The organism is Micromonospora sp. CNZ322, from assembly GCF_007827755.1.
On the sequence record NZ_VITD01000002.1, the window covers coordinates 670,044 to 688,260 of the forward strand.

Annotated in this window: 17 protein-coding genes; 4 read left to right on the forward strand and 13 right to left on the reverse strand. The window is 71.6% G+C overall.

Features of this window, described 5'->3' with window-relative positions; genetic code table 11:
• Positions 1–112 precede the first annotated feature (112 nt).
• Together FB453_RS34090 and FB453_RS08105 are read right to left on the reverse strand one after the other, a co-directional pair.
• Positions 113–367 (reverse strand): hypothetical protein, encoded by a 255-nt coding sequence (locus FB453_RS34090; protein WP_186718114.1) that lies wholly within the window; start codon positions 365–367, stop codon positions 113–115.
• A gap of 193 nt (positions 368–560) precedes the next feature.
• Positions 561–3,632 (reverse strand): S8 family serine peptidase, encoded by a 3,072-nt coding sequence (locus FB453_RS08105; protein WP_145788769.1) that lies wholly within the window; start codon positions 3,630–3,632, stop codon positions 561–563.
• Positions 3,633–3,902: 270 nt separating this feature from the next.
• Here FB453_RS08105 and FB453_RS08110 point away from each other — a divergent pair, with 270 nt between their 5' ends.
• Positions 3,903–4,862: a DUF4034 domain-containing protein gene (locus tag FB453_RS08110; RefSeq protein WP_112590025.1), complete on the forward strand. Its 960-nt coding sequence runs from the start codon at positions 3,903–3,905 to the stop codon at positions 4,860–4,862.
• Positions 4,863–4,953: 91 nt separating this feature from the next.
• On the opposite strand, the gene FB453_RS08115 is transcribed toward FB453_RS08110, so the two are convergent.
• From FB453_RS08115 to FB453_RS08155, 9 genes are all read right to left on the reverse strand, one after another.
• Positions 4,954–6,117: an SLC5/6 family protein gene (locus FB453_RS08115; RefSeq protein WP_145788771.1), complete on the reverse strand. Its 1,164-nt coding sequence runs from the start codon at positions 6,115–6,117 to the stop codon at positions 4,954–4,956.
• Complete coding sequence (locus FB453_RS08120; RefSeq protein ID WP_145788772.1) at positions 6,110–6,913, reverse strand: sugar phosphate isomerase/epimerase family protein; 804 nt, start codon at positions 6,911–6,913, stop codon at positions 6,110–6,112. The genes FB453_RS08115 and FB453_RS08120 overlap by 8 nt, the downstream gene beginning before the upstream one ends.
• Positions 6,914–6,969: 56 nt before the next feature.
• Positions 6,970–8,121: a dihydrodipicolinate synthase family protein gene (locus FB453_RS08125; protein WP_145788774.1), complete on the reverse strand. Its 1,152-nt coding sequence runs from the start codon at positions 8,119–8,121 to the stop codon at positions 6,970–6,972.
• Complete coding sequence (locus FB453_RS08130; RefSeq protein WP_112602452.1) at positions 8,118–9,269, reverse strand: Gfo/Idh/MocA family protein; 1,152 nt, start codon at positions 9,267–9,269, stop codon at positions 8,118–8,120. Before FB453_RS08130 ends, FB453_RS08125 begins: the two co-directional genes overlap by 4 nt.
• 38 nt (positions 9,270–9,307) lie before the next feature.
• Positions 9,308–10,063, reverse strand: a complete 756-nt coding sequence (locus FB453_RS08135) for an ABC transporter ATP-binding protein (RefSeq protein ID WP_425271069.1) — start codon at positions 10,061–10,063, stop codon at positions 9,308–9,310.
• A 43-nt stretch (positions 10,064–10,106) separates the two neighbouring features.
• Positions 10,107–11,111 (reverse strand): ABC transporter substrate-binding protein, encoded by a 1,005-nt coding sequence (locus FB453_RS08140; protein ID WP_145788775.1) that lies wholly within the window; start codon positions 11,109–11,111, stop codon positions 10,107–10,109.
• Between the two features lie 23 nt (positions 11,112–11,134).
• Positions 11,135–12,106 (reverse strand): ABC transporter permease, encoded by a 972-nt coding sequence (locus tag FB453_RS08145; protein WP_222431330.1) that lies wholly within the window; start codon positions 12,104–12,106, stop codon positions 11,135–11,137.
• 167 nt (positions 12,107–12,273) lie between these two features.
• Positions 12,274–12,990: a cupin domain-containing protein gene (locus FB453_RS08150; protein WP_145788777.1), complete on the reverse strand. Its 717-nt coding sequence runs from the start codon at positions 12,988–12,990 to the stop codon at positions 12,274–12,276.
• Positions 12,983–13,327: a cupin domain-containing protein gene (locus FB453_RS08155; protein WP_091398731.1), complete on the reverse strand. Its 345-nt coding sequence runs from the start codon at positions 13,325–13,327 to the stop codon at positions 12,983–12,985. The genes FB453_RS08150 and FB453_RS08155 overlap by 8 nt, the downstream gene beginning before the upstream one ends.
• Before the next feature lie 93 nt (positions 13,328–13,420).
• Between FB453_RS08155 and FB453_RS08160 the strand changes: the two genes are divergently transcribed.
• On the forward strand, positions 13,421–14,494 hold the full coding sequence (locus FB453_RS08160) for a LacI family DNA-binding transcriptional regulator (RefSeq protein ID WP_145788779.1): 1,074 nt from the start codon (positions 13,421–13,423) through the stop codon (positions 14,492–14,494).
• Complete coding sequence (locus FB453_RS08165; RefSeq protein WP_186718116.1) at positions 14,491–15,510, forward strand: aminoglycoside phosphotransferase family protein; 1,020 nt, start codon at positions 14,491–14,493, stop codon at positions 15,508–15,510. Before FB453_RS08160 ends, FB453_RS08165 begins: the two co-directional genes overlap by 4 nt.
• A gap of 52 nt (positions 15,511–15,562) precedes the next feature.
• Here the strand turns inward: FB453_RS08165 and FB453_RS08170 are convergent, their stop codons facing one another.
• A complete protein-coding gene (locus tag FB453_RS08170) occupies positions 15,563–16,225 on the reverse strand; it encodes a fasciclin domain-containing protein (protein ID WP_145788782.1) in 663 nt (220 codons plus the stop codon).
• A 134-nt stretch (positions 16,226–16,359) separates the two neighbouring features.
• On the opposite strand from FB453_RS08170, the gene FB453_RS08175 reads away from it, so the two are divergent.
• Positions 16,360–16,845: a GNAT family N-acetyltransferase gene (locus tag FB453_RS08175; protein WP_145788783.1), complete on the forward strand. Its 486-nt coding sequence runs from the start codon at positions 16,360–16,362 to the stop codon at positions 16,843–16,845.
• A gap of 19 nt (positions 16,846–16,864) precedes the next feature.
• Here FB453_RS08175 and FB453_RS08180 read toward each other — a convergent pair whose 3' ends face one another.
• Positions 16,865–18,175, reverse strand: a complete 1,311-nt coding sequence (locus FB453_RS08180; RefSeq protein WP_145788785.1) for an MFS transporter — start codon at positions 18,173–18,175, stop codon at positions 16,865–16,867.
• Between the last annotated feature and the right edge of the window lie 42 nt (positions 18,176–18,217).

Below are 18,217 nucleotides of genomic sequence, written 5' to 3' on the forward strand. Positions count from 1 at the left end.
ATGAGAAGGTCGGTTGATGTTACGTGGACGACTACTGACCGAGAGCCTGCGCGTTGGCGTCGACGTGCGCGTACCTTCGCTACGCGTCGTCCGAGTCGGCCGGCACGACGTATCAATTTCGACGTCGGCTGACCAGCCGAGTGTTTGGACTTTTCTGGACTTCGAGGCACCCGACGAGGTAGCCGACGAGGTAGCAGCGACGCTGGCTGAATCCTTGGCCAGCGACCAAGGTTGGTACGCGGACTTCGAGGTAGGCGATGATCACGTCGTCGTCTTCCCCGGTCGGGTTTTCCGCTATGCCAAAGGTGATCGCGCGGGACGAGACGCCGCCGTGGAGTACGGCCGGACGGTCGGCGTACCCGGTCATCAACTCGACTGGGGCGAATAGGAGCGTTACTCAGGTCGGGCCAGAAGGTATCAGGCTGGGCGACGAGAGCGGGCACGACGATAAAGCCTGCGTCGTCCGCGGCCGTGCCGGCCGCTGGCGTACGTCACCACCTGGTCGTGGTGCCGGGCGTGGGGCGGTGCACATCGGCACCGCCCCACGCCCGGTTGAACGGTTACTGCCAGGAACTCTGCTGGGTGTAGACGAGGTTGCCGGGGACCACAGTGCCGTTGGTGCTGTACTCGGTGTACGCCCAGAAGTCGCCCTCGGCCAGCGGATTGTTCGGCTTCAGGGTGAAGTTGAAGCCCTGACCGCGCTCCGAGGTGGAGGGCAGCGTGAGGGTGGCACCGGAATACGTGGCGTTACGGCCGATGATGGCGTGGCCCAGCTCGAAGTCGACGACGGGACCACCGGGGTACTGTGCGAACACGTACGCGGTGTAGCGCCCCGGCTCGGGCAGGAACTTGTACGCCTGCTCGGCACTGGTCCAGAACCTGTCACTGCTGTAGATGAGCTTGTCGCCCTTGTACAGGTAGAGATCAAGGTTCGTGTTCGGGTCGGCGGTGTTGGCCTCGACGACAATGCCGGCGGTGTTCGCCGGCACCGTGAAGTCGACCTTCTTCACTCCGGTGGCGCTCGGGTCGAACACGCCCCCGTAGACGCCGGCCGGCATCGAGTACGACGTGCGCCGCATCGGGGTGTAGCCGGTGCTGCGACCGACGAGCGGGCCGGTGAAGCCCGGCTGGACCATGCCGAAGGCGCCGTTGCTCATCCGGGCGAACTCCTCCCCGTCGTCCGCGTACGGCCGGGCCGAGATGCCCCACGGACGGGCGGCGACCGGGATCCGGACGCTGTGCGCCTTACCCTGCCAGGTGATTGACCCGGTCACGTACCGGTCCCAGGGCGCGCTGCCCCGACGCAGCGTGATGGTGACCGTCGCGGACTTCCCGGGCGCCAGGGTCACCGACGCCGGCGACACGGTGACCTTCATGCCGGGCAGACCGGACACCGACGAACGGTAGGTCTCCCGCGCCTTGCCCACATTGGTCAGGGTGCGGGTGAGGGTCACCGGGCGGGTCCCGTCGTACTCGCGCAACGAGATGGCCGGCAGGTTGAGTGCCTTGCCGTCGGGTTCGGTCGTCTCGCCGAACTCGATCAGCTCGGCCGCCGTGGGCTCGATGACCAGTCCCGGGTCGGTGGCCCGGGGCAGATTGATGAAGCCGCTGCCCTGCTCCAGGGGGCTGCTGGTGCCGACGGTGTCGGTGGCGGTGGTGCGCAGCGCGGAGGCGACCGCGCCGGGTGACCAGTCCGGGTGCGCGGCGCGCAGGACCGCCGCCGCCCCGGCCACGTACGGCGAGGCCATCGAGGTGCCGGAGTACGCGTCGTACTGTCGCCCGAAGTTGCCCACCGGTGAGACCGCGGCGATGATGTTCGACCCGGGCGCGACCAGGTCCGGCTTGAAGACGCCGTAGGTCACCTTGTCCGGGCCGGTGGAGGAGAAGTCCGCCACGCTCGGTATGCCCGGGACGCTGGAGCCGTCACCACCGGTGCGCAACGACACGGTCGCGTCGGTGGGGTGGCGCATCAGGTAGTTGAACAGCGTGCCGGCCTGCTTCTCGGTCGGCAGGTAGACCACCGGGAAGTTGAAGATGGAGTTGATCCGGTAGTTGCCGACCGGGTCGAACACCACCATCGCCGCCCCGCCCTTGGCCTTGATCTCGGCGGCGGAGCCGAACATGTCGGACAGCGCGCAGGCGACCACCTTGCCCTTGATCTTGGCCGGGTCGAGGCTGCCGGGCTCGCAGTAGACCGCGCCCAGATCCGGTGAGCCGGCCTGTTCACCGAAGACCAGCGGCAGTGCGCCACCGCCGGGCAGGGCGTCCAGCGAGCCGCCGACCAGCTTCGTGCCGTCGCCCAGCTTCGCGGTGGCCTCGTCGAGCTTGGTCACCGCCGCGCCGACAGTGGTCACCCAGGGCGCCGCGTTGCTGATGGCCCCGCTCACGATGCCGGTGTTTCCCGCCGACGCCGCCACGAACACCCCGGACAGGGTGGCGTTGAGGAAGGCGATGCCGATGGGGGTGTTGGCCTCCCAGTCGCCGAGCTGCGAGCCGATCGAGAAGTTCAGCACCTGCACGCCGTCGGCGACGGCCGCGTCGATGCCGGCGATGATGTCGGCGTCGTAGCCCATGCCACCCCAGAGCACCTTGTAGACGGCGACCTGAGCGTCCGGTGCCACCCCGGAGACGGGACCGAAGCGACGACCGTCGATCGTGACGTTCGAGATCGGCAGACCGGCCGCCGTGGAGGCGGTGTGGGTGCCGTGCCCGGATGCGTCACGGGGGGACAGGAACTCGCCCTCGGGCACCGAGCCGCCGCCGGCGAGCCACGAGTCGGCGAAGTACCGCGCACCGACGATCTTGCCGTTGCAGTGCTCGGCCACGAAGGCCACACCGGTCTGGCAGGTGCCATGCCAGTTCGCGGGAGCGGGCATCTTCTTGGCGAACGACGCGCTCTCCGGCCAGATGCCGGTGTCCAGGACGCCGATCACCATGCCCGCGCCCGTGCCGGGGCCGGGCTTGGCCGGCCGGCCGGAGCGGTCCGCCGACGCCGACTCGTCCGCGCCACTCGAGGTGGCGGGCGTCGGGTTGGCGGCGGTCGCCTTGGTCGCGGTGGGCGGCGCCGAGGGGGTGCCGAGGGCCCGCGAGGCAGTGACGGCGCGAACGCGCTTGTCCGTCCGCAACGTGCCCACCTGCTGGGCGGTCAGCTTCGCCGAGAACCCGTTGAAGGCGGTGGTGTAGACGGCGTTGACAGTGATCCCGGCTGCGGCGGCGACCGCGCCCCGCTGCGTGTCGAGGTGCCGGCGGTACGCCTGCGACGGCGTCGACGTCACGTCCAGCCGGTTACCCGCCGCCGGGCGGGTCCGGGCCAGACCGGACACTCCACCGGTGTACGTGGTCAACGGGTCTTCGGCCAGTTCGACGACGTACATGCCGGAGCCGGTCTCATCGACGGCTGCCTTCGGCGTGGCCGCACGGTTGCCGCCGGGTCGACGGTCGGCCCCGTCGGTCAGGGTGACCTTCCGGTCTGACCCGGCGGTGAAGTAGCCGGCGCCGTTGCCGTTGCCCGACGACCCCGCGGGTGCCGCCGACGCCGTTCCCGCGACACCGGTGGTACCGGTGATCAGGGCGACGACAAGCGTAGGTATCGCCAGTCTTCGCAGCCTGTTTCCGCTCGTGCCTGTAGCCACGAGGCTCCTTTCGGTTGCTCCCTTGTGGAGCGTTTCTCATTGATCGCGACCCGCACTGGGAGCGCTCCCCCACCCAAGTCCACGACGGTTAATCGAAGATTTGCGCGGTGTTACGGATCACTGGTGCGTATAAGATCACAACGCCTCTGCGATGCGGCCCAGCCCCACGAGTCGGCTCCGCCACCGCTGAGGCGCGCACCGCTCAGCCGCAGGCCGCGTGATCATCTAGTATCAGCGGCCACCTGGCGTACGACATGGGGGTTCGGTGGCATGTGGTCATTCATCAAGCGGTCAAAGGCCCCGGTACTGGACCCGACCTATGGTGACCCGCACCGGAAGGCCCTGATCCGGGCGTTGGAGAAGCGCAGGTGGAAGTTCGCCCGGGAACTGCTCACCATGGCCGCCGATCCGGACGAGATGGCCTTCCTCATGGAGGCGGTCGGCGGGGTCGACGGGATCCAGGACTGGATCGGCGACTGGATCGACGCCGAGCCCGAGTCGACGCTGCCCGTGCTGGTCGCCGGTTGTCACGCGGTGCACTGGGCGTGGGAGGCACGTGGCGGCAAGCGGGCCAAGTACACCGCCGCTGCCCAGTTCAAGGCGTTCCATGAGCGGTTGCAGTACGCCGAAGCGTTGTTGGAGAAGGTGCTCGCCCAGGAACCCGACAACGTCACCGCACGAGCCTGGCTGGTCACCAGCGCCCGGGGCCTGGGCATCGGGGCGGCGGAGGCTCAACAGCGCTTCGAGGCGGTGACGCGACTCCACCCGGGGCACGTGGTCGCGCACGAGCAGCGGTTGCAGTATCTGTGTAAGAAGTGGTCCGGCAGCCACGAGGAGATGTTCGACTTCGCGCGGAGCGCCGCCGCGGCGGCCGGGCCCAACAGCCTCCTGCACGAACTGGTGGCCGTTGCCCACTTCGAGAGGTGGGAGGCCACCGACGTGGAAGAGGGCAACGCGTACTTCAACTCGGACGAGGTCCGCGCCGAGCTTCTCACCGCCGCCGAAAACTCGATCTTCCACCCGGATTACATTCCCGCCGGTCCCGGCTGGGCGCCACGGCTGGCGATCTTCGCGCTGACCTTCGAACTGGCCGAGGAGTTCGACGCGGCCGCGCACGTGTTCGCGTTGCTCGACGGGATGGTCACCGAGTGGCCGTGGTCGGTCCTCGGCGACCCGGTCGAGAAGTTCACCGTCTCCCGGGACTGGGTGGCCACCAACCGGAGCGCCTAGACGAGTAGGCCTCACTGGGGCTTACGGCTGTCCTGATCGCCTACGACCTCCAGCATGCGCGTTGGCTGGCCCCGGCATGTCGATTACTCATCTAGGTCGCGTCGCCGAGGCGCCGCCAGAGCACAGTGCACGCCGCGGCCAGGGCCAGCCCGAGCAGTGGGGCGACACCCACTCCGGCGAGCGTGCAGGCCACCGCGAGCAGCGCCGACGGCATCCAGCACCAGGCGGGCACGGTACGCGGGACACGACCGCGCCGACGGGCCGCCGCTTCCACGGCCATCGGCACCACGAGCACCGGCAACGCGGCGGCCAGCAGGGTCAGCCAGGGCAGCACCAGACGGTCGAACCGCGCCACCGCCAGCATCCCGCCGAGCACCGCGACGAGCAGCATCGCCGCCCGCGCCGGCAGGCGGGGAGCCAGGCCACGCAACGCCAGGGAACCGGAGTACGTGGTGGTCAGCGCCGCCGCGAAGACCGCCACCGCGACGAACAGATTCGCGTACGCGGCCAGCCCCGAGCCGGCGGCGAGCAGCGCGACCACGTCGGCCGAGCCGGTCCGCAGCCACAGGCCGGCCCCGGCGAGCACCCCGAGCAGTGCCGGCCCGATCAGCAGCCCCACGCACCAGGCCAGGTCCCGCCTTCGGGAAAGGCCCACGCTGAAGTCCGGTGCGCGCAGCGCGAACACGGCCGCGTACCCGATCAGCGCGGCGGCGTCGGCGAGCCCGCCGCCGGCGAGACGGACCGGCGCGCCGGGTGGTGGAAGCGCCGTCAGGCACCAGCCGACCAGCACCACCGCGCTGAGCGTGGTGACCACCGCGACCCGGTTGCCGAGCCGGGCCGGCGCCCAGGAGACGGCGAGGACCGCCACCTCCAGCAGCACCGGCCCGGCCCAGCCCGGCAGGTGGGTCAGCGCGGCCAGCGAGGCCCCGCCGAGCCCGACGTTGAACCCGTTCCAACCGACCATCGACACGGCCAGCACCGCCGCCAGCAGCAGCCGCGAGGTGTCCCCCAGGTACGCGGGCAGCACCGCGGTCAACGTCCCGCCGTCGCCGAGCGGTCGGCGCAGCCCGATCCGGCCCTGCCCCCAGAGCAGGGCCGCCATCAGCACCCCGCCGACCAGCAGCCCGGCCACCGGCACCGCGCCGCCGTGTCGGGCGGCCATCGCCGCGCCGAGCACCAGCGTGGCGGGTGCGGTGCCGATCCCCAACCAGGCGCCGACCGCCGCCGGCCACCGCCGTTCGGGGACATCAGGCAACGTGGCGCAGGTAGCCGGCGATCGCCGCGTCGAGAACCTCCGCGCCCGGACGCGCCCACACCTCGGCGGAGAAGACCTCCACCTCGATCGGCCCGACGTAGCCGGCCGCGTCCACCGCCTCGCGCAGCCGACGCAGCTCGATGCAGCCGTCACCGGGCAACGCCCGGCCGAGCAGCACCCCCTCCGGCAGCGGGGTCACCCAGTCGCAGACCTGGAACGCGGCGATCCGCGCGGCGGCCCGCGCGATCTGCGCGTACACCGTCTCGTCCCACCAGACGTGGTAGGCGTCCACGACCACGCCGACCACCGCCGGGTCGAACCGCTCGGCGATGTCCAGCGCCTGGCCGAGGGTGACGATCACGCACCGGTCGGCGGCGAACATCGGGTGCAGCGGCTCGATGGCCAGCCGTACCCCGGCGGCCTCGGCGTGCGGGGCCAGCTCGCCGATCGCGTCGGCGACCCGACGCCGCGCGCCGTCGATGTCCCGGCTGCCGGCCGGCAGCCCACCGGAGACCAGCACCAGCTCCGGGGCGCCGAGGGCGGCGGCCTCGTCGATGGCCCGCAGGTTCTCCGCGCGCCAGTCGTCGGCGGAGAAGAACCCGCCCCGGCACAGCGACGTGACGGCGAGGCCGGCGTCGCGGACCAGTTTCGCCGAGCGGGCCAACCCGTACTCGGCCACCGGCTCCCGCCACAGGCCGATACCCGGCACACCGGCTGCCACGCACCCGGCCACCACCTCGGGCAGCGGCCAGCGCTGGGCGGTCGCCTGGTTGAACGAGAACCGCGCGAGGCTCACTCGGCTGGTCTCCGCTCGCGACTGCGGGGCTCGCAGAACCGGCTCACTCCTCGCGCTCACTGGGCCACCCCCGCGACGTTGAAGAAGGCTCGGGCGCGGGCGGCGGCCAGGTCGGCGTCGGGTAGCAGCCCGGCCGCATCGGCCAGGGTGAGCAGCGTGGCCAGGTGCGCCGGAGACCGGCCGGACTGCGCGCCAGCGACCATCGTGAAATGGTCCTGGTGCCCGGCCAACCAGGCCAGGAACACGATCCCCGTCTTGTAGTGCCAGGTCGGCACCGCGAACAGGTGCCGGGCCAGCGGCACGGTGGGCCCGAAGATCTCGTCGTACGCCGTCAGGTCCCCCCGGTCCAGGGCGGCCAGCGCGGCGGCGGCGGCCGGCGCGATGGCCGCGAACACCCCGAGCAGCGCGTCGGAGTGACCCACCTCGTCACCGCGGATCAGGTCCGGGTAGTGGAAGTCGTCACCGGTGTAGAGGCGTACCCCGGCCGGGAGGCGGCGACGCAACGCGATCTCCCGGTCGGCGTCCAACAGCGACACCTTGATGCCATCCACTTTGGACTGGTGTGCCTTGATCAGCTCGATCACCGTGTCGGCGGCCAGGTCAAGGTCCACAGCACCCCAGTAGCCGGTCAACGCCGGGTCGAACATCGGACCCAACCAGTGCAGCACCACCGGTTCGTCGGCGGCGCTCAGCAGCTCGTCGTACACCCGCAGGTAATCCTCGGGGCCGCGCGCGGCGGCGGCCAGGTGCCGGCTGCACATCAGCACCGGCCGGGCACCGGCGGCGCGGACGTCGTCGAGCTGCTCGGCGTACGCGGCGGTGACAGCCGCCAGGGTGGCCGGGCCGACCGGCAGCTGGTCGGTGCCGACCCCGGCGACGATCCGCCCGTCGACCGCGCGGGCCTCGGCGGCGCTGCGCCGGATCAGCTCACGGGTGGCCGGATAGTCGAGCCCCATCCCCCGCTGGGCGGTGTCCATCGCCTCGGCGACCCCCAGCCCGTACGACCAGAGGTGCCGCCGGAAGGCGAGGGTGGTGTCCCAGTCCACCGCGGCCGGGGCACCCGGCACGTTCTCCGCGCCCGGGTCGGCGACCACGTGCGCGGCGGCGTACGCGATCCGGCTGGTCGCCGGCGCGTCCGGTCGGGCGAAGCCGCCACCCCCGGCGAGCCGATGCCGTCGCCCGCCCGGCAGCACCACCTCGGCGGTCATGATCGCAGCTCCGGCACCTCGATGCGACCGCCCTCGCGGGCCGAGCGCAGCCCCAGCTCGGCGAGCTGCACGCCGCGCGCGCCGGCCAGGAAGTCCCACCGGAACGGCTCGCCGGCTACCACGTGCCGCAGGTACGCCTCCCACTGCACCTTGAAGCCGTTGTCGAACTCCTCGTTGTCGGGCACCTCGGCCCACTGGGCGCGGAAGTCCTCGGTGGCCGGCAGGTCCGGGTTCCACACCGGCTTCGGGGTGACCGCCCGGTGCTGCACCCGGCAGTTGCGCAGACCGGCGATCGCGCTGCCCTCCGTGCCGTCGACCTGGAACTCCACCAGCTCGTCGCGGTACACCCGCACGGCCCAGGAGGAGTTGATCTGCGCGATCACCCCGCCGTCGAGTTCGAAGGTGGCGTACGCGGCGTCGTCGGCGGTGGCGGCATACGGGTGACCGGCCTCGTCGACCCGTTCGGGCACGTGGGTGGCGGTCACACAGGAGACGGCCGTGACCCGGCCGAACAGCTCCTCCAGCACGTAGTGCCAGTGCGGGAACATGTCGACCACGATGCCGCCGCCGTCCTCGGTCCGGTAGTTCCACGACGGCCGCTGAGCGGGCTGCCAGTCGCCCTCGAAGACCCAGTACCCGAACTCGCCGCGCACCGAGAGGATCCGGCCGAAGAAGCCGCCGTCGATGAGGCGCTTGAGCTTGCGCAGACCCGGCAGGAAGAGCTTGTCCTGCACGACACCGGTGCGGACGCCGGCCGCGTCCGCCGCCCGGGCCAGGTCGAGGGCCGCCGCGGTGTCCTCGGCCAGCGGCTTCTCCGTGTAGATGTGCTTGCCGGCCTCGATGGCCTGCCGGATCGCCTTCTCCCGTTGCTGGGTGACCTGCGCGTCGAAGTAGATCTCGACGTCGTCGCGGGCCAGGGCCGAGGTCAGGTCGGTGGTCCAGTCGGTCAGCCCGTGCCGCTCGGCGAGCTCCCGGAGCTTCGTCTCGTTGCGCCCGACCAGGACCGGTTCCGGCCAGATGGTGGTGCCGTCGGCCAACGCCACACCACCGGATTCGCGGATGGCCAGCAGCGACCGGACGAGGTGCTGCCGGTAGCCCATCCGTCCGGTCACGCCGTTGACGATGATGCCGATCGACCTGCGGGTCATGGTGTTCCTTCCGTCGTGCTGGTCGTGCCGATCCGCGCTCAGTGGTTGGCGGCCGCGCTGCCGAGCAACCCACGCAGGTCGGTGGCGAGCCGGTCGAAGCGGGGATCCGACATCACCTGCGCGTAGTCGCGGTGCGCCGGCAGCTCGACCGAAAAGGTGCGGATGATCCGGCCGGGCCGGGGACTCATCACCACGACCCGGGTGCCGAGGAAGACCGCCTCGGCGATGGAGTGGGTGACCAGCACCACAGTGGTCCCGGTCTCCCGCCAGATCCGGTGCAGTTCAGCGTTCATCTGCTCCCGGGTCAGCGCGTCCAGGGCGCCGAACGGTTCGTCCATCAGCAGCACCGGCGGGGAGTGCAGCAGCGCGCGGCAGAGCGCCACCCGCTGCTGCATGCCGCCGGACAGCTCGTGTGGCAACGCCTTCTCGAAGCCGGTCAGGCCGGTCATCTCGATCAGCTCGTCGGCGCGGCGGGCCGCCTGCGCCCGGTCCATGCCGCGCATCTCGGCCTGGAGCAGGATGTTGGCTCGGGCACCGCGCCACTCCAGCAACGCGGCCTTCTGGAAGACGAAGCCGATCTCCTTCTGCGGGCCGCGCACCGGGCGCTGCAACAGCGACACGTCACCGCTGGTTGGCTTGACCAACCCCGCGACGATCTTCAGAAGGGTGGACTTGCCGCAGCCGGACGGGCCGACGATCGTGACGAACTCGCCCGGCTCGATGTCCAGCGACACGTCGTCCAACGCGGTGGTCTGCGACCGTCGGGTGGTGAACCGGACGGTCAGCCCGGACATCCCGATGGCGGTGCCGGTGGCTGCCGGCGCGGCGGTCACCGGGTCACCCCTGTGCCGCGTACGAGGAGTCCCAGTACGCGCTGGGCGCTCCCGGGTCCTTCAGCTCGGCGTAGCGGGACATCAGGTCGATGGTCTCGGTCCACTGGGCCTCGGTGTTCACCCCGGGCGGGCCGTCCGCGCCGATCAGCGGCATGTTGAGCGTGAGCTGCTTGGTGAGCACCTCGGGCGCCGGCTCGTTCTCTGCCAGAGCCGTCATCGCGCTCACCGCGCCGGCCGGGTCCCGGGCGGCGTCGGCCCAGGACTTCTGGGTGGCCCGAACGAACTTGCGGACCAGCTCCGGGTCCTTCTGCAGGGTCTGGGTGTTGGCGATCAGGCCGGTGCCGAGCAGGTTCATCCCGTAGTCGGCGAAGAGCAGCACGTCGACCTTCTTGCCGGTCTTGCTCTCGATGGTGGGCGCCTGGTCGTGGAAGAAGCCCATGATGGCGTCGACCTTGCCCTCGGAAAGGGCGGCGATCTTGCCGGCGGCGTCGACGTTGACCACCTTGACGTCGTCCTTCTTGAGGCCGTTCTTCTCCAGCCAGGCCGGGAAGGTCGCGTAGAGGGCGTCGCCGGGGGTGCCGCCGACGGTCTTGCCCTTGAGGTCGGCCGGGGTCTTGATGTTCTCCTCGGTGAAGAACTCCACCGAGGAGGGGCCCTTCTCCAGGTACGCGCCGAGGCTGCGCACCGGCATCCCGCTGGCCACCGACTTCAGCAGCACCGGGCTGTCCGCCCAACCGAAGTCGGTTTGCTTCTGGGCGACCTGCTTGACGGTGTTGCCCGAACCGTTGCCGGGCAGGATCTTCAGGTCGATGCCCTCGGCGGAGTAGTAACCCTTCTGCAGGCCGTAGTAGAAGGGCGCGTGCTCGCCGTAGGGCACCCAGTTGAGGGTGAGGGTGACCTGCTTGCTGCCGTCGGCGTTGGTGCTGCCGGCGGGATCGTCCCCACCGCAGCCGGTGGCGGCGAGGAGCAGGGCGGCGGTGGCCAGGATGGTGGTGGCGGTGCGTTTCATCGGTGCCTCCGTGATGGGGTCGGTCAGGAGGTGGTGAGGGACACGCCGGCCCGGCGGCTGGCGTGCCACGGAATGAGCAGTGCCTCGGCGATCTCGACCAGGACGAACAGGACGATGCCGATGGCGGACATCAGGATCAGGTCAGCGAAGAGCAGCGCGGAGTCGAGGTTGCCGTTGGCCAGCAACAGGACGTAGCCGAGCCCTTCGCTGGCGCCGACGAACTCACCGACCACGGCACCGACCACGGCGAGGGTGACGGCCACCTTCAGGCCGGCCATCAGGTGCGGCAACGCGTTCGGGAAGCGGATCTTGCGGAAGGTGCGCCACGGCCCGGCGCCCATGGTTGCGGCGAGGTCGAGCAACTCCGGGTCGGTGGAGCGCAGCCCGGCCACGCCGGAGATGACCACCGGGAAGAACGCGATGAGCACCGCCAGGATGATCTTCGGGGTGAGGCCGAGGCCGAACCAGACCACCAGCAGCGGCGCGATGGCGATCTTCGGGATGACCTGTGCGAACAGGACGATCGGGTAGAGGGCCTTGTCCAGGGTGCGGGAGTAGGCGATGGCGACCGCGGTGACCAGACCCAACACGGCGGCCAGCACGAAGCCGAGCACCGTCTCGTAGAGGGTGACCAGTGTGTGCCGGGCCAGCTCGGACCACTGCGTGGTCATCGTCTCCCAGACCTGGCCGGGGGTGGGCACCAGGTAGTTCGGGACGTACTCCCGGGCCGCGACGAACCACCAGGCGGCGAAGAAGACCGCGAGCACCAGCGCCGGGCGCCAGAGCGAGTCGGCGAAGGTCAGCGACCGGCGACCGAGCGTGGGACGTGGTGGACGGCCGCCACCGGGTGGCGGTTCTGCCATAGTGGACGAAACTGTGCCGTCGGGGCCGTCCGCCGCATCGACACTGCCAGGCCCGGCAGCGGCTGCTCTCGCACCGCTGGGCTGGTCGGCGGCGGCCTGCCGGCCCGCCGTGTCCAAAGAGTTCTCGGTCACGCGGAACCTCCTCGGGGCCCGGTACGGCACCCATGGACCGGGCCGTCGGCGGATCAGGCAAACGCTTTCCTGGAGCGTAGGCGGCACCCTCACGCCGGGCAAGGCCTTTCCTCGATCTGTTTCCGCCGATGCCTCGCAGCAGCCCGGCAGCTGTCCCGAAGGGACCGTCAGCCGGCCGCCGGGTAGGTGTCGAGGAGGCCGCACATACCCAACCGGCCCCGCTCGACCGGCTCGTTCACCGCGTACACCCCGGCGTCGCCCAGGTGGCCGGGATCCCCCCGCTCCAGGGCGTCGAGTTGCGCGGCGGTGTCGGCGGCGGCGCGGCCCGCGCCGGCCTCCCACCGATGTCGCCACCGCGTCAGCAGCGGCTGGCGCAGGGCGACCGCGGCGGCGTGGAACGCGGCCAGCGCCGCCGGACCGCCGGACCGCAGCGCCTGGAAGCCGGTCACCGCCAGATCCCGACGGCGGTACGCAGCATGCACGTCCGCGCCCGGCGCTCCCCCGTCGGGTAACGCCGCCGCCGAGTCGTACGCGGCCGGGTCGGCCAGCACCTCGGGTGGGAAGGTCAGCACCGCGTCGCCGGCCTCGGGCAGGCCGCTGTTCTGCATGAGCACCACGATGCTGAGCCCGCCGGTGTTGACCAGGCGGTGCACGGTGCCCGGCTCGAACCAGACCACCACCCCCGGACGCAATGGCGTCTCCCGGTAGCCAGCCGTGGTGAGGGTCTGCACCGCGCCCTCGCCGTCGGTCACCACGTACCCCTCGGTGCAGCACAGGTGCACGTGCGGGGTGCCGCCGACCAGGCCGTCCGGGGCCACTGTGTCGTAGACGCGCAGCCGGGACACCCCGACCCCACCGGGCAGCGGTGCCGGCCGATCACGCATCGAAGTACTCGTCGGTGTCGTCGGCGGCCGGCAAAGACACCAGCAGCACGGTGAGATCGCCGATGGCCCGGTGCCGGCAGCCCGGCTTGATCAGGAACGCGGACATCGGCCGGGCCGGGTGACGGACACCGTCCAGCTCGATCTCGCCCTCACCGGCGAGCACGACGTAGTACTCGGTGGCGATCCGGTGGTGGTGGGTCACCGCGTCCTGCACCTGGAGCAGATGCACGCTGGCCTGGCCCTCGCTCTCGGCGATGAAACCCCGGCGGGTGGTCCCACAGGAGCAGCGCCGGGCGGGAAGGTCGTCAAGTTGAAGTACCGCGAAGCGATCGGACACGGCCGGGCCTCCCTGCGGGAAAGGGCTTTCTCTGCGGTACGGTGACGCTAGCCGGCACGACGAAACGCCGTCAACAGATCGAGGGGGCGGGCCATGGCGACCCTGTCCGATGTGGCCCGCCGAGCGGGCGTCTCGCCCGCCACCGCCTCCCGCGTCATCAACGGCAGCAGCAAGCCGGTCACCGACGAGCTGCGCGAACGGGTGCTCGCCGCCGTCGCCGAGTTGCAGTACGTGCCGAACGCGCACGCCCAACTGCTGGCCCGCTCGCACCGCAGCGCGGTCGGCGTGATCGTGCATGACGTCTCCGACCCGTACTTCGCCGAGATCACCCGGGGGCTGCAACGGGTCGCCACCGACCAGGGCCGACTGCTGATGATCTGCAACAGCTATCGGGACCCGGACCGCGAGTTGGAGTACGTGGAGCTGCTGCGCGGCCACCAGGTGGCCGCGCTGATCCTGGCCGGCTCGGGCTACCACGACGAGGCGTTCACCCGGCAACTCAACGAGAAGCTCGCCGCGTACGAGGCCACCGGCGGGCGGGTGGCGGTGATCGGCCGGCACGAGCACTCCGGCGACGCGGTGATGCCGGACAACCGGACCGGCGGCTACCTCGCCGGGCGGGAGCTGTGCGGTCTGGGGCACCGGGCGATCGGCGTGGTCGCCGGCCCGCGCATCCTGACCACCACCACCGACCGGCTCGCCGGGCTCCGGCAGGCCCTCACCGAGCAGGGCCGCGAGCTGCCCGAACGGCGCATCCGGTACGCGGAGTTCGACCGCGACGGTGGCGCCGAGGCCACCGCCCGACTGCTCGACGCCGACCCGGAGCTGACCGCGATCGTGGCGCTCAACGACTCGATGGCCATCGGCGCGCTCGCCACCCTGCGCGCGCGTGGGTTGGCCGTGCCGCAGCAGATCTCGGTGCTGGGTTTCGACGACATGCCGATCGCCCGGGACGTGACCCCGGCGTTGACCACCGTGCGGCTGCCCCTGGTCGACATGGGTGTGCGGGCGATGTCCCTGGTGCTCGGCGTCGGGGCCCCGACGCCCCGGGTCGAGGTGCTCCCCGCCGAGCTGGTCCGCCGCGACACCGCCGGTCCCGTCCCACTGTCCACCCGCGCCGCCGCGGGTTCCGCGCCACGTGCACGGCGAGGTGACAGCACGTCGTGACCGGTGCCAGCCCGACCCAGCGGCCCCTCACGCGCGCCGATGTGGCGTACCTGGTCGGTGCGTCGTTCGGGCCACACAACCGGGTCCGGGACGCCGGTCCACTGGCCGGTGGAGGGTACGCGACGGTCTGGTGGGTGCTGCTCGACGACGACCGTCGGGTGGTGCTGAAGCTGGCGCCGCCGGCCGGAACGCCGCTGCTGCGCTACGAGCGCGGGCTCTGCGCCGCCGAGGAGCGGTACTTTCGGCTCGTCGCGCAGCGGGCGCCGCAGGTGCCCGTCCCCCCGGTGCTCCGGCGCGGCGCCGACCCGGCGTACGGCGAGTGGTTGGTCACTGCGCTGCTGCCCGGCCGGTCGCTGGCCGACCTGGCCGAGGCCGGTGTCGTGGTCGACGACGGCCCGGCGCGCTACGACCTCGGGGTGGCTCTCGCCGCGTTGCACCGGGTGACCGGTGAGCGGTTCGGGTACGACGACGAACGGGCCGGCGGGCCGACCTGGCGGGCGGCGTTCACGGCGATGCTCGACGCGCTCCTGGCCGACGCGGTCGACTGGGACGTCCGGCTGCCGGTGACCCCGGACCGCCTGCACGCACTGGTGGGGCGGCACGGCGACGTGCTCGACGAGGTGCGCCGGCCGGCGCTGCTGCACTTCGACTGCTGGGACGGCAACGTGCTGGCGGCGCCCGACGGGGACGGCCGGTTGCGGCTGCGCGGCCTGGTGGACGGCGAGCGGTTCCTCTACGGCGACCCACTGCTGGACCTGGTTTCACCGCTGCTCTTCCGACGCGTCGAGGACGAGCCGGAGCACCCTCTGCTGCGCGGCTACCAGGCCAGCGCAGTCGAACCGTTGGTGCTGGACGCTTCGGCACGCCGCCGGCTCGGTCTCTACCGGTTGCACCTGTACCTGCTGATGACTGTGGAGATGCCCAGCCGCGGGATGACCGCGCGCAGCCATCCCGGGCGGCACGCCCGGCTGGCGGCCCTGCTCGACGAGGAACTGGCCGCGCTCGCCTCGGGCTGACCGCCCGGCGCGGATGGCGTCCGGCGCGTGGTCGGACGCCACCCGCCCGCGGTCAGGGCAGGTCGATCGGGCGCAGCACCCGGTCCACGGCGTGCGCAATCTGCCGGTTGCCCTTGTTGACGTCGTAAAAGACGACCCGCGCGTCACGGTCGTCGGTGTCGGCGTCGACCAGCCGCACCTGGCGGAAGAAGTACAGGTAGGTGCGCACGTCGACCTCGACGGTCGAGCCGAGCGCGGTGGTCAGGTCCGTGCCGTCGGCCCGGACCGCCGTCTTGCGGTCGATGGTGGCCCCCGGAACCACGTGGTAGAGCAGCACCGACTCGACGGTGTCGATGCCCAGCCCGGCCACTGCGGTGAAGGCGGCGCTCTCACTCGGCAGCTTCCGGGCCTGCGTGATCTCGCGGACCAACTGCTGGAAGGCGGCGTCGGTGGGGATGAACGCGGTCAGCGCCACGGTGCCGTCGGTGAGCACCTTGACCGGAGAGTTCGGCTTGGCCTCCAGCACGGCCAGCACGGCCGCCGTCAGCACGTCGAAGTCACGCGAGTTGCGATCGAAGCCGCTGCTGTCCCGGGTGAGCACCTGGGCGAGTGACGTCGTGCCGAGCGGCTTGGGCTTGCTGGTGGCCTGAGCGGCCGGTACGGCGACCGCGGTGGTGGCCAGCGCGGTGGCCATGGCACCCACCGCCATCCGGGCGGCGATTCGTGCGATCTTCATCAGCGGGCCTTTCGTCGAAGCGACCGGATCCGTGACGTCTCGTCACGATCCATGCTTCGCACCGGGTAGGCCGCGCAGATGCACCAGCGGATAACGGATTGTCCGAGGCTCCTGCCCCGGCCTAACCTCCCCGAGTGCTGATTCGGGAGTTCGTCGACCGGGACTGGTCGCAGGTGTGGCCGATCATCGAGGAGGTGATCCGGGCACAGGAGACGTTCCCCTACGACCCGGCGATGACCGTCGAGCAGTCGTACGGCATGTGGGTCGAGGCGGCGCCGGGGCGGACCGTCGTGGCGGTCGACGGCGAGCGGGTGCTCGGCACCGCCAAGATGGGCACCAACCGGCCCGGGCCGGGCGCGCACGTGTCCACCGCCAGCTTCATGGTCGCCGCCGACGCGCGGGGCCGGGGCGTGGGCACCGCGCTGTGCCGCGATGCCCTGACCTGGGCCCGCCGGCAGGGGTACGCCGGCATGCAGTTCAACGCCGTGGCGGAGAGCAACAGTTCGGCGGTGCGGCTGTATGGGCGGGAGGGCTTCGAGGTGGTCGGCACCGTGCCGGGCGCGTTCCGTCACCCCACCCTCGGCCGGGTCGGCCTGCACGTGATGTACCAGGAGTTTTGACCGCTCCCGCTCCGCTCGCTCAGGAGGCCACTGTGGTGGTCGGCGCGTCTCCACCGACGGTGCCGCCGGCCGGGGCCGGGCGCAGGCCGGGCTGCCCGGCGGCCGGCTCCGCGCCGGCACGGCGGATCGGGGTGAAGAGGGCGCCGACCGCGACCAGCAGGCACCCGGCGCCGGCCGCGAGGGTGACCGCCGGCGCACCGTAACGGCCGGCGGCCCAGGTCAGCACCACAGCGCCGGCCGGACCCAGGGCGTAGTGCGTGCTCCAGAACGCCGACGTGACCCGGCCCAGCAGGTGATCGGGGGTGATCTCCTGGCGCAGGGACATCGAACAGATCCCGCCGACGCTGAGACAGCACAGGTACACCGCTGTCAGCGTGGTGACCGCGGGCACTGTGGTGGCGATGCCGACCCCCGCCACGGCGAAACCGCAGATCGCGTGCGCGCCGATCCAGGTGGGGCCGAAGCCGCGGCGGCGGCGCAGCGGCGCCACCAGCAGCGCGCCGGCGACCGTGCCCAGCGCCGCCAGGCCGAGCACCGTGCCGACGGTGCCCTCCGAGCCGCCGAGGTCGTGCGTGACGTGGTAGATCAGCACGTCGACGAAGCCGTAGGTGAGGAAGATGAAGACCGACAACAGGACGGTCAGCGCGCGCAGCACGGGCTGTCGCCACAGGAACCGCGCCCCGGCCAGGAACTCGGCCAGCGGGCGTTGCCGGGCCACCCCCTCGTCCACCTGGACGGGGCGCAGTCGGATCAGCCACAGGCCGGCCGCGGAGAGCGCGAAGCTCGCCGCGTTGACGGCGATGGCGGTGGCCGGGCCGAAGCGGGCCGCCACCACACCGGCGAGCAGCGGCCCGAGGACGGCCGCCGCCGCGTACGTCGCCTGCAACCGGCCGTTGGCCTCGGTGATCCGGTCGGAGTCGACGAGGTTGCGGACCGCGGTCACCGCGGCGACCTGGAACAGCATGCCGGCCGCCTCGCAGATGGGCAGCACGACGAAGAGCAGCCAGACCTGCGGGCCGGCGAGCCACGCCAGTGGCACCACTGCGTAGAGCACCAGCCGGGTCAGGTCCGCCACGATCATCAGGGTGCGGCGGTCGTACCGGTCGACCAGCACCCCACCGAAGATCCCGGCGACGACGGACGCCGCGCCCGCGACGGCGGTGAGCAGGCCCATCTGCGCCACCGACCCGGTCGCCTGGAGCACCAGCAGCGGCACCGCCAGGTAGGCGAACGAGTCGCCGGCCGCCGAGAGCGACTGGGCGACCCAGTACGTGCCGAAGGTCCGGTCCCGCCAGAGCGGAGCCCGACCAGCGGCGGCGGATCGGCTCATCGCGCCAAGGGTAGTGAACGCGCTCCTCCGACGCTGGCCGTG

Coding starts and splice junctions, on each gene's coding strand:
- FB453_RS34090 (WP_186718114.1), bottom strand. CDS start 367: ATGACCGGGTACGCCGACCGTCCGGCCGTACTCCACGGCGGCGTCTCG.
- FB453_RS08110 (WP_112590025.1), top strand. CDS start 3,903: ATGTGGTCATTCATCAAGCGGTCAAAGGCCCCGGTACTGGACCCGACC.
- FB453_RS08125 (WP_145788774.1), bottom strand. CDS start 8,121: ATGACCGCCGAGGTGGTGCTGCCGGGCGGGCGACGGCATCGGCTCGCC.
- FB453_RS08130 (WP_112602452.1), bottom strand. CDS start 9,269: ATGACCCGCAGGTCGATCGGCATCATCGTCAACGGCGTGACCGGACGG.
- FB453_RS08135 (WP_425271069.1), bottom strand. CDS start 10,063: ATGTCCGGGCTGACCGTCCGGTTCACCACCCGACGGTCGCAGACCACC.
- FB453_RS08140 (WP_145788775.1), bottom strand. CDS start 11,111: ATGAAACGCACCGCCACCACCATCCTGGCCACCGCCGCCCTGCTCCTC.
- FB453_RS08150 (WP_145788777.1), bottom strand. CDS start 12,990: ATGCGTGATCGGCCGGCACCGCTGCCCGGTGGGGTCGGGGTGTCCCGG.
- FB453_RS08160 (WP_145788779.1), top strand. CDS start 13,421: ATGGCGACCCTGTCCGATGTGGCCCGCCGAGCGGGCGTCTCGCCCGCC.
- FB453_RS08170 (WP_145788782.1), bottom strand. CDS start 16,225: ATGAAGATCGCACGAATCGCCGCCCGGATGGCGGTGGGTGCCATGGCC.
- FB453_RS08180 (WP_145788785.1), bottom strand. CDS start 18,175: ATGAGCCGATCCGCCGCCGCTGGTCGGGCTCCGCTCTGGCGGGACCGG.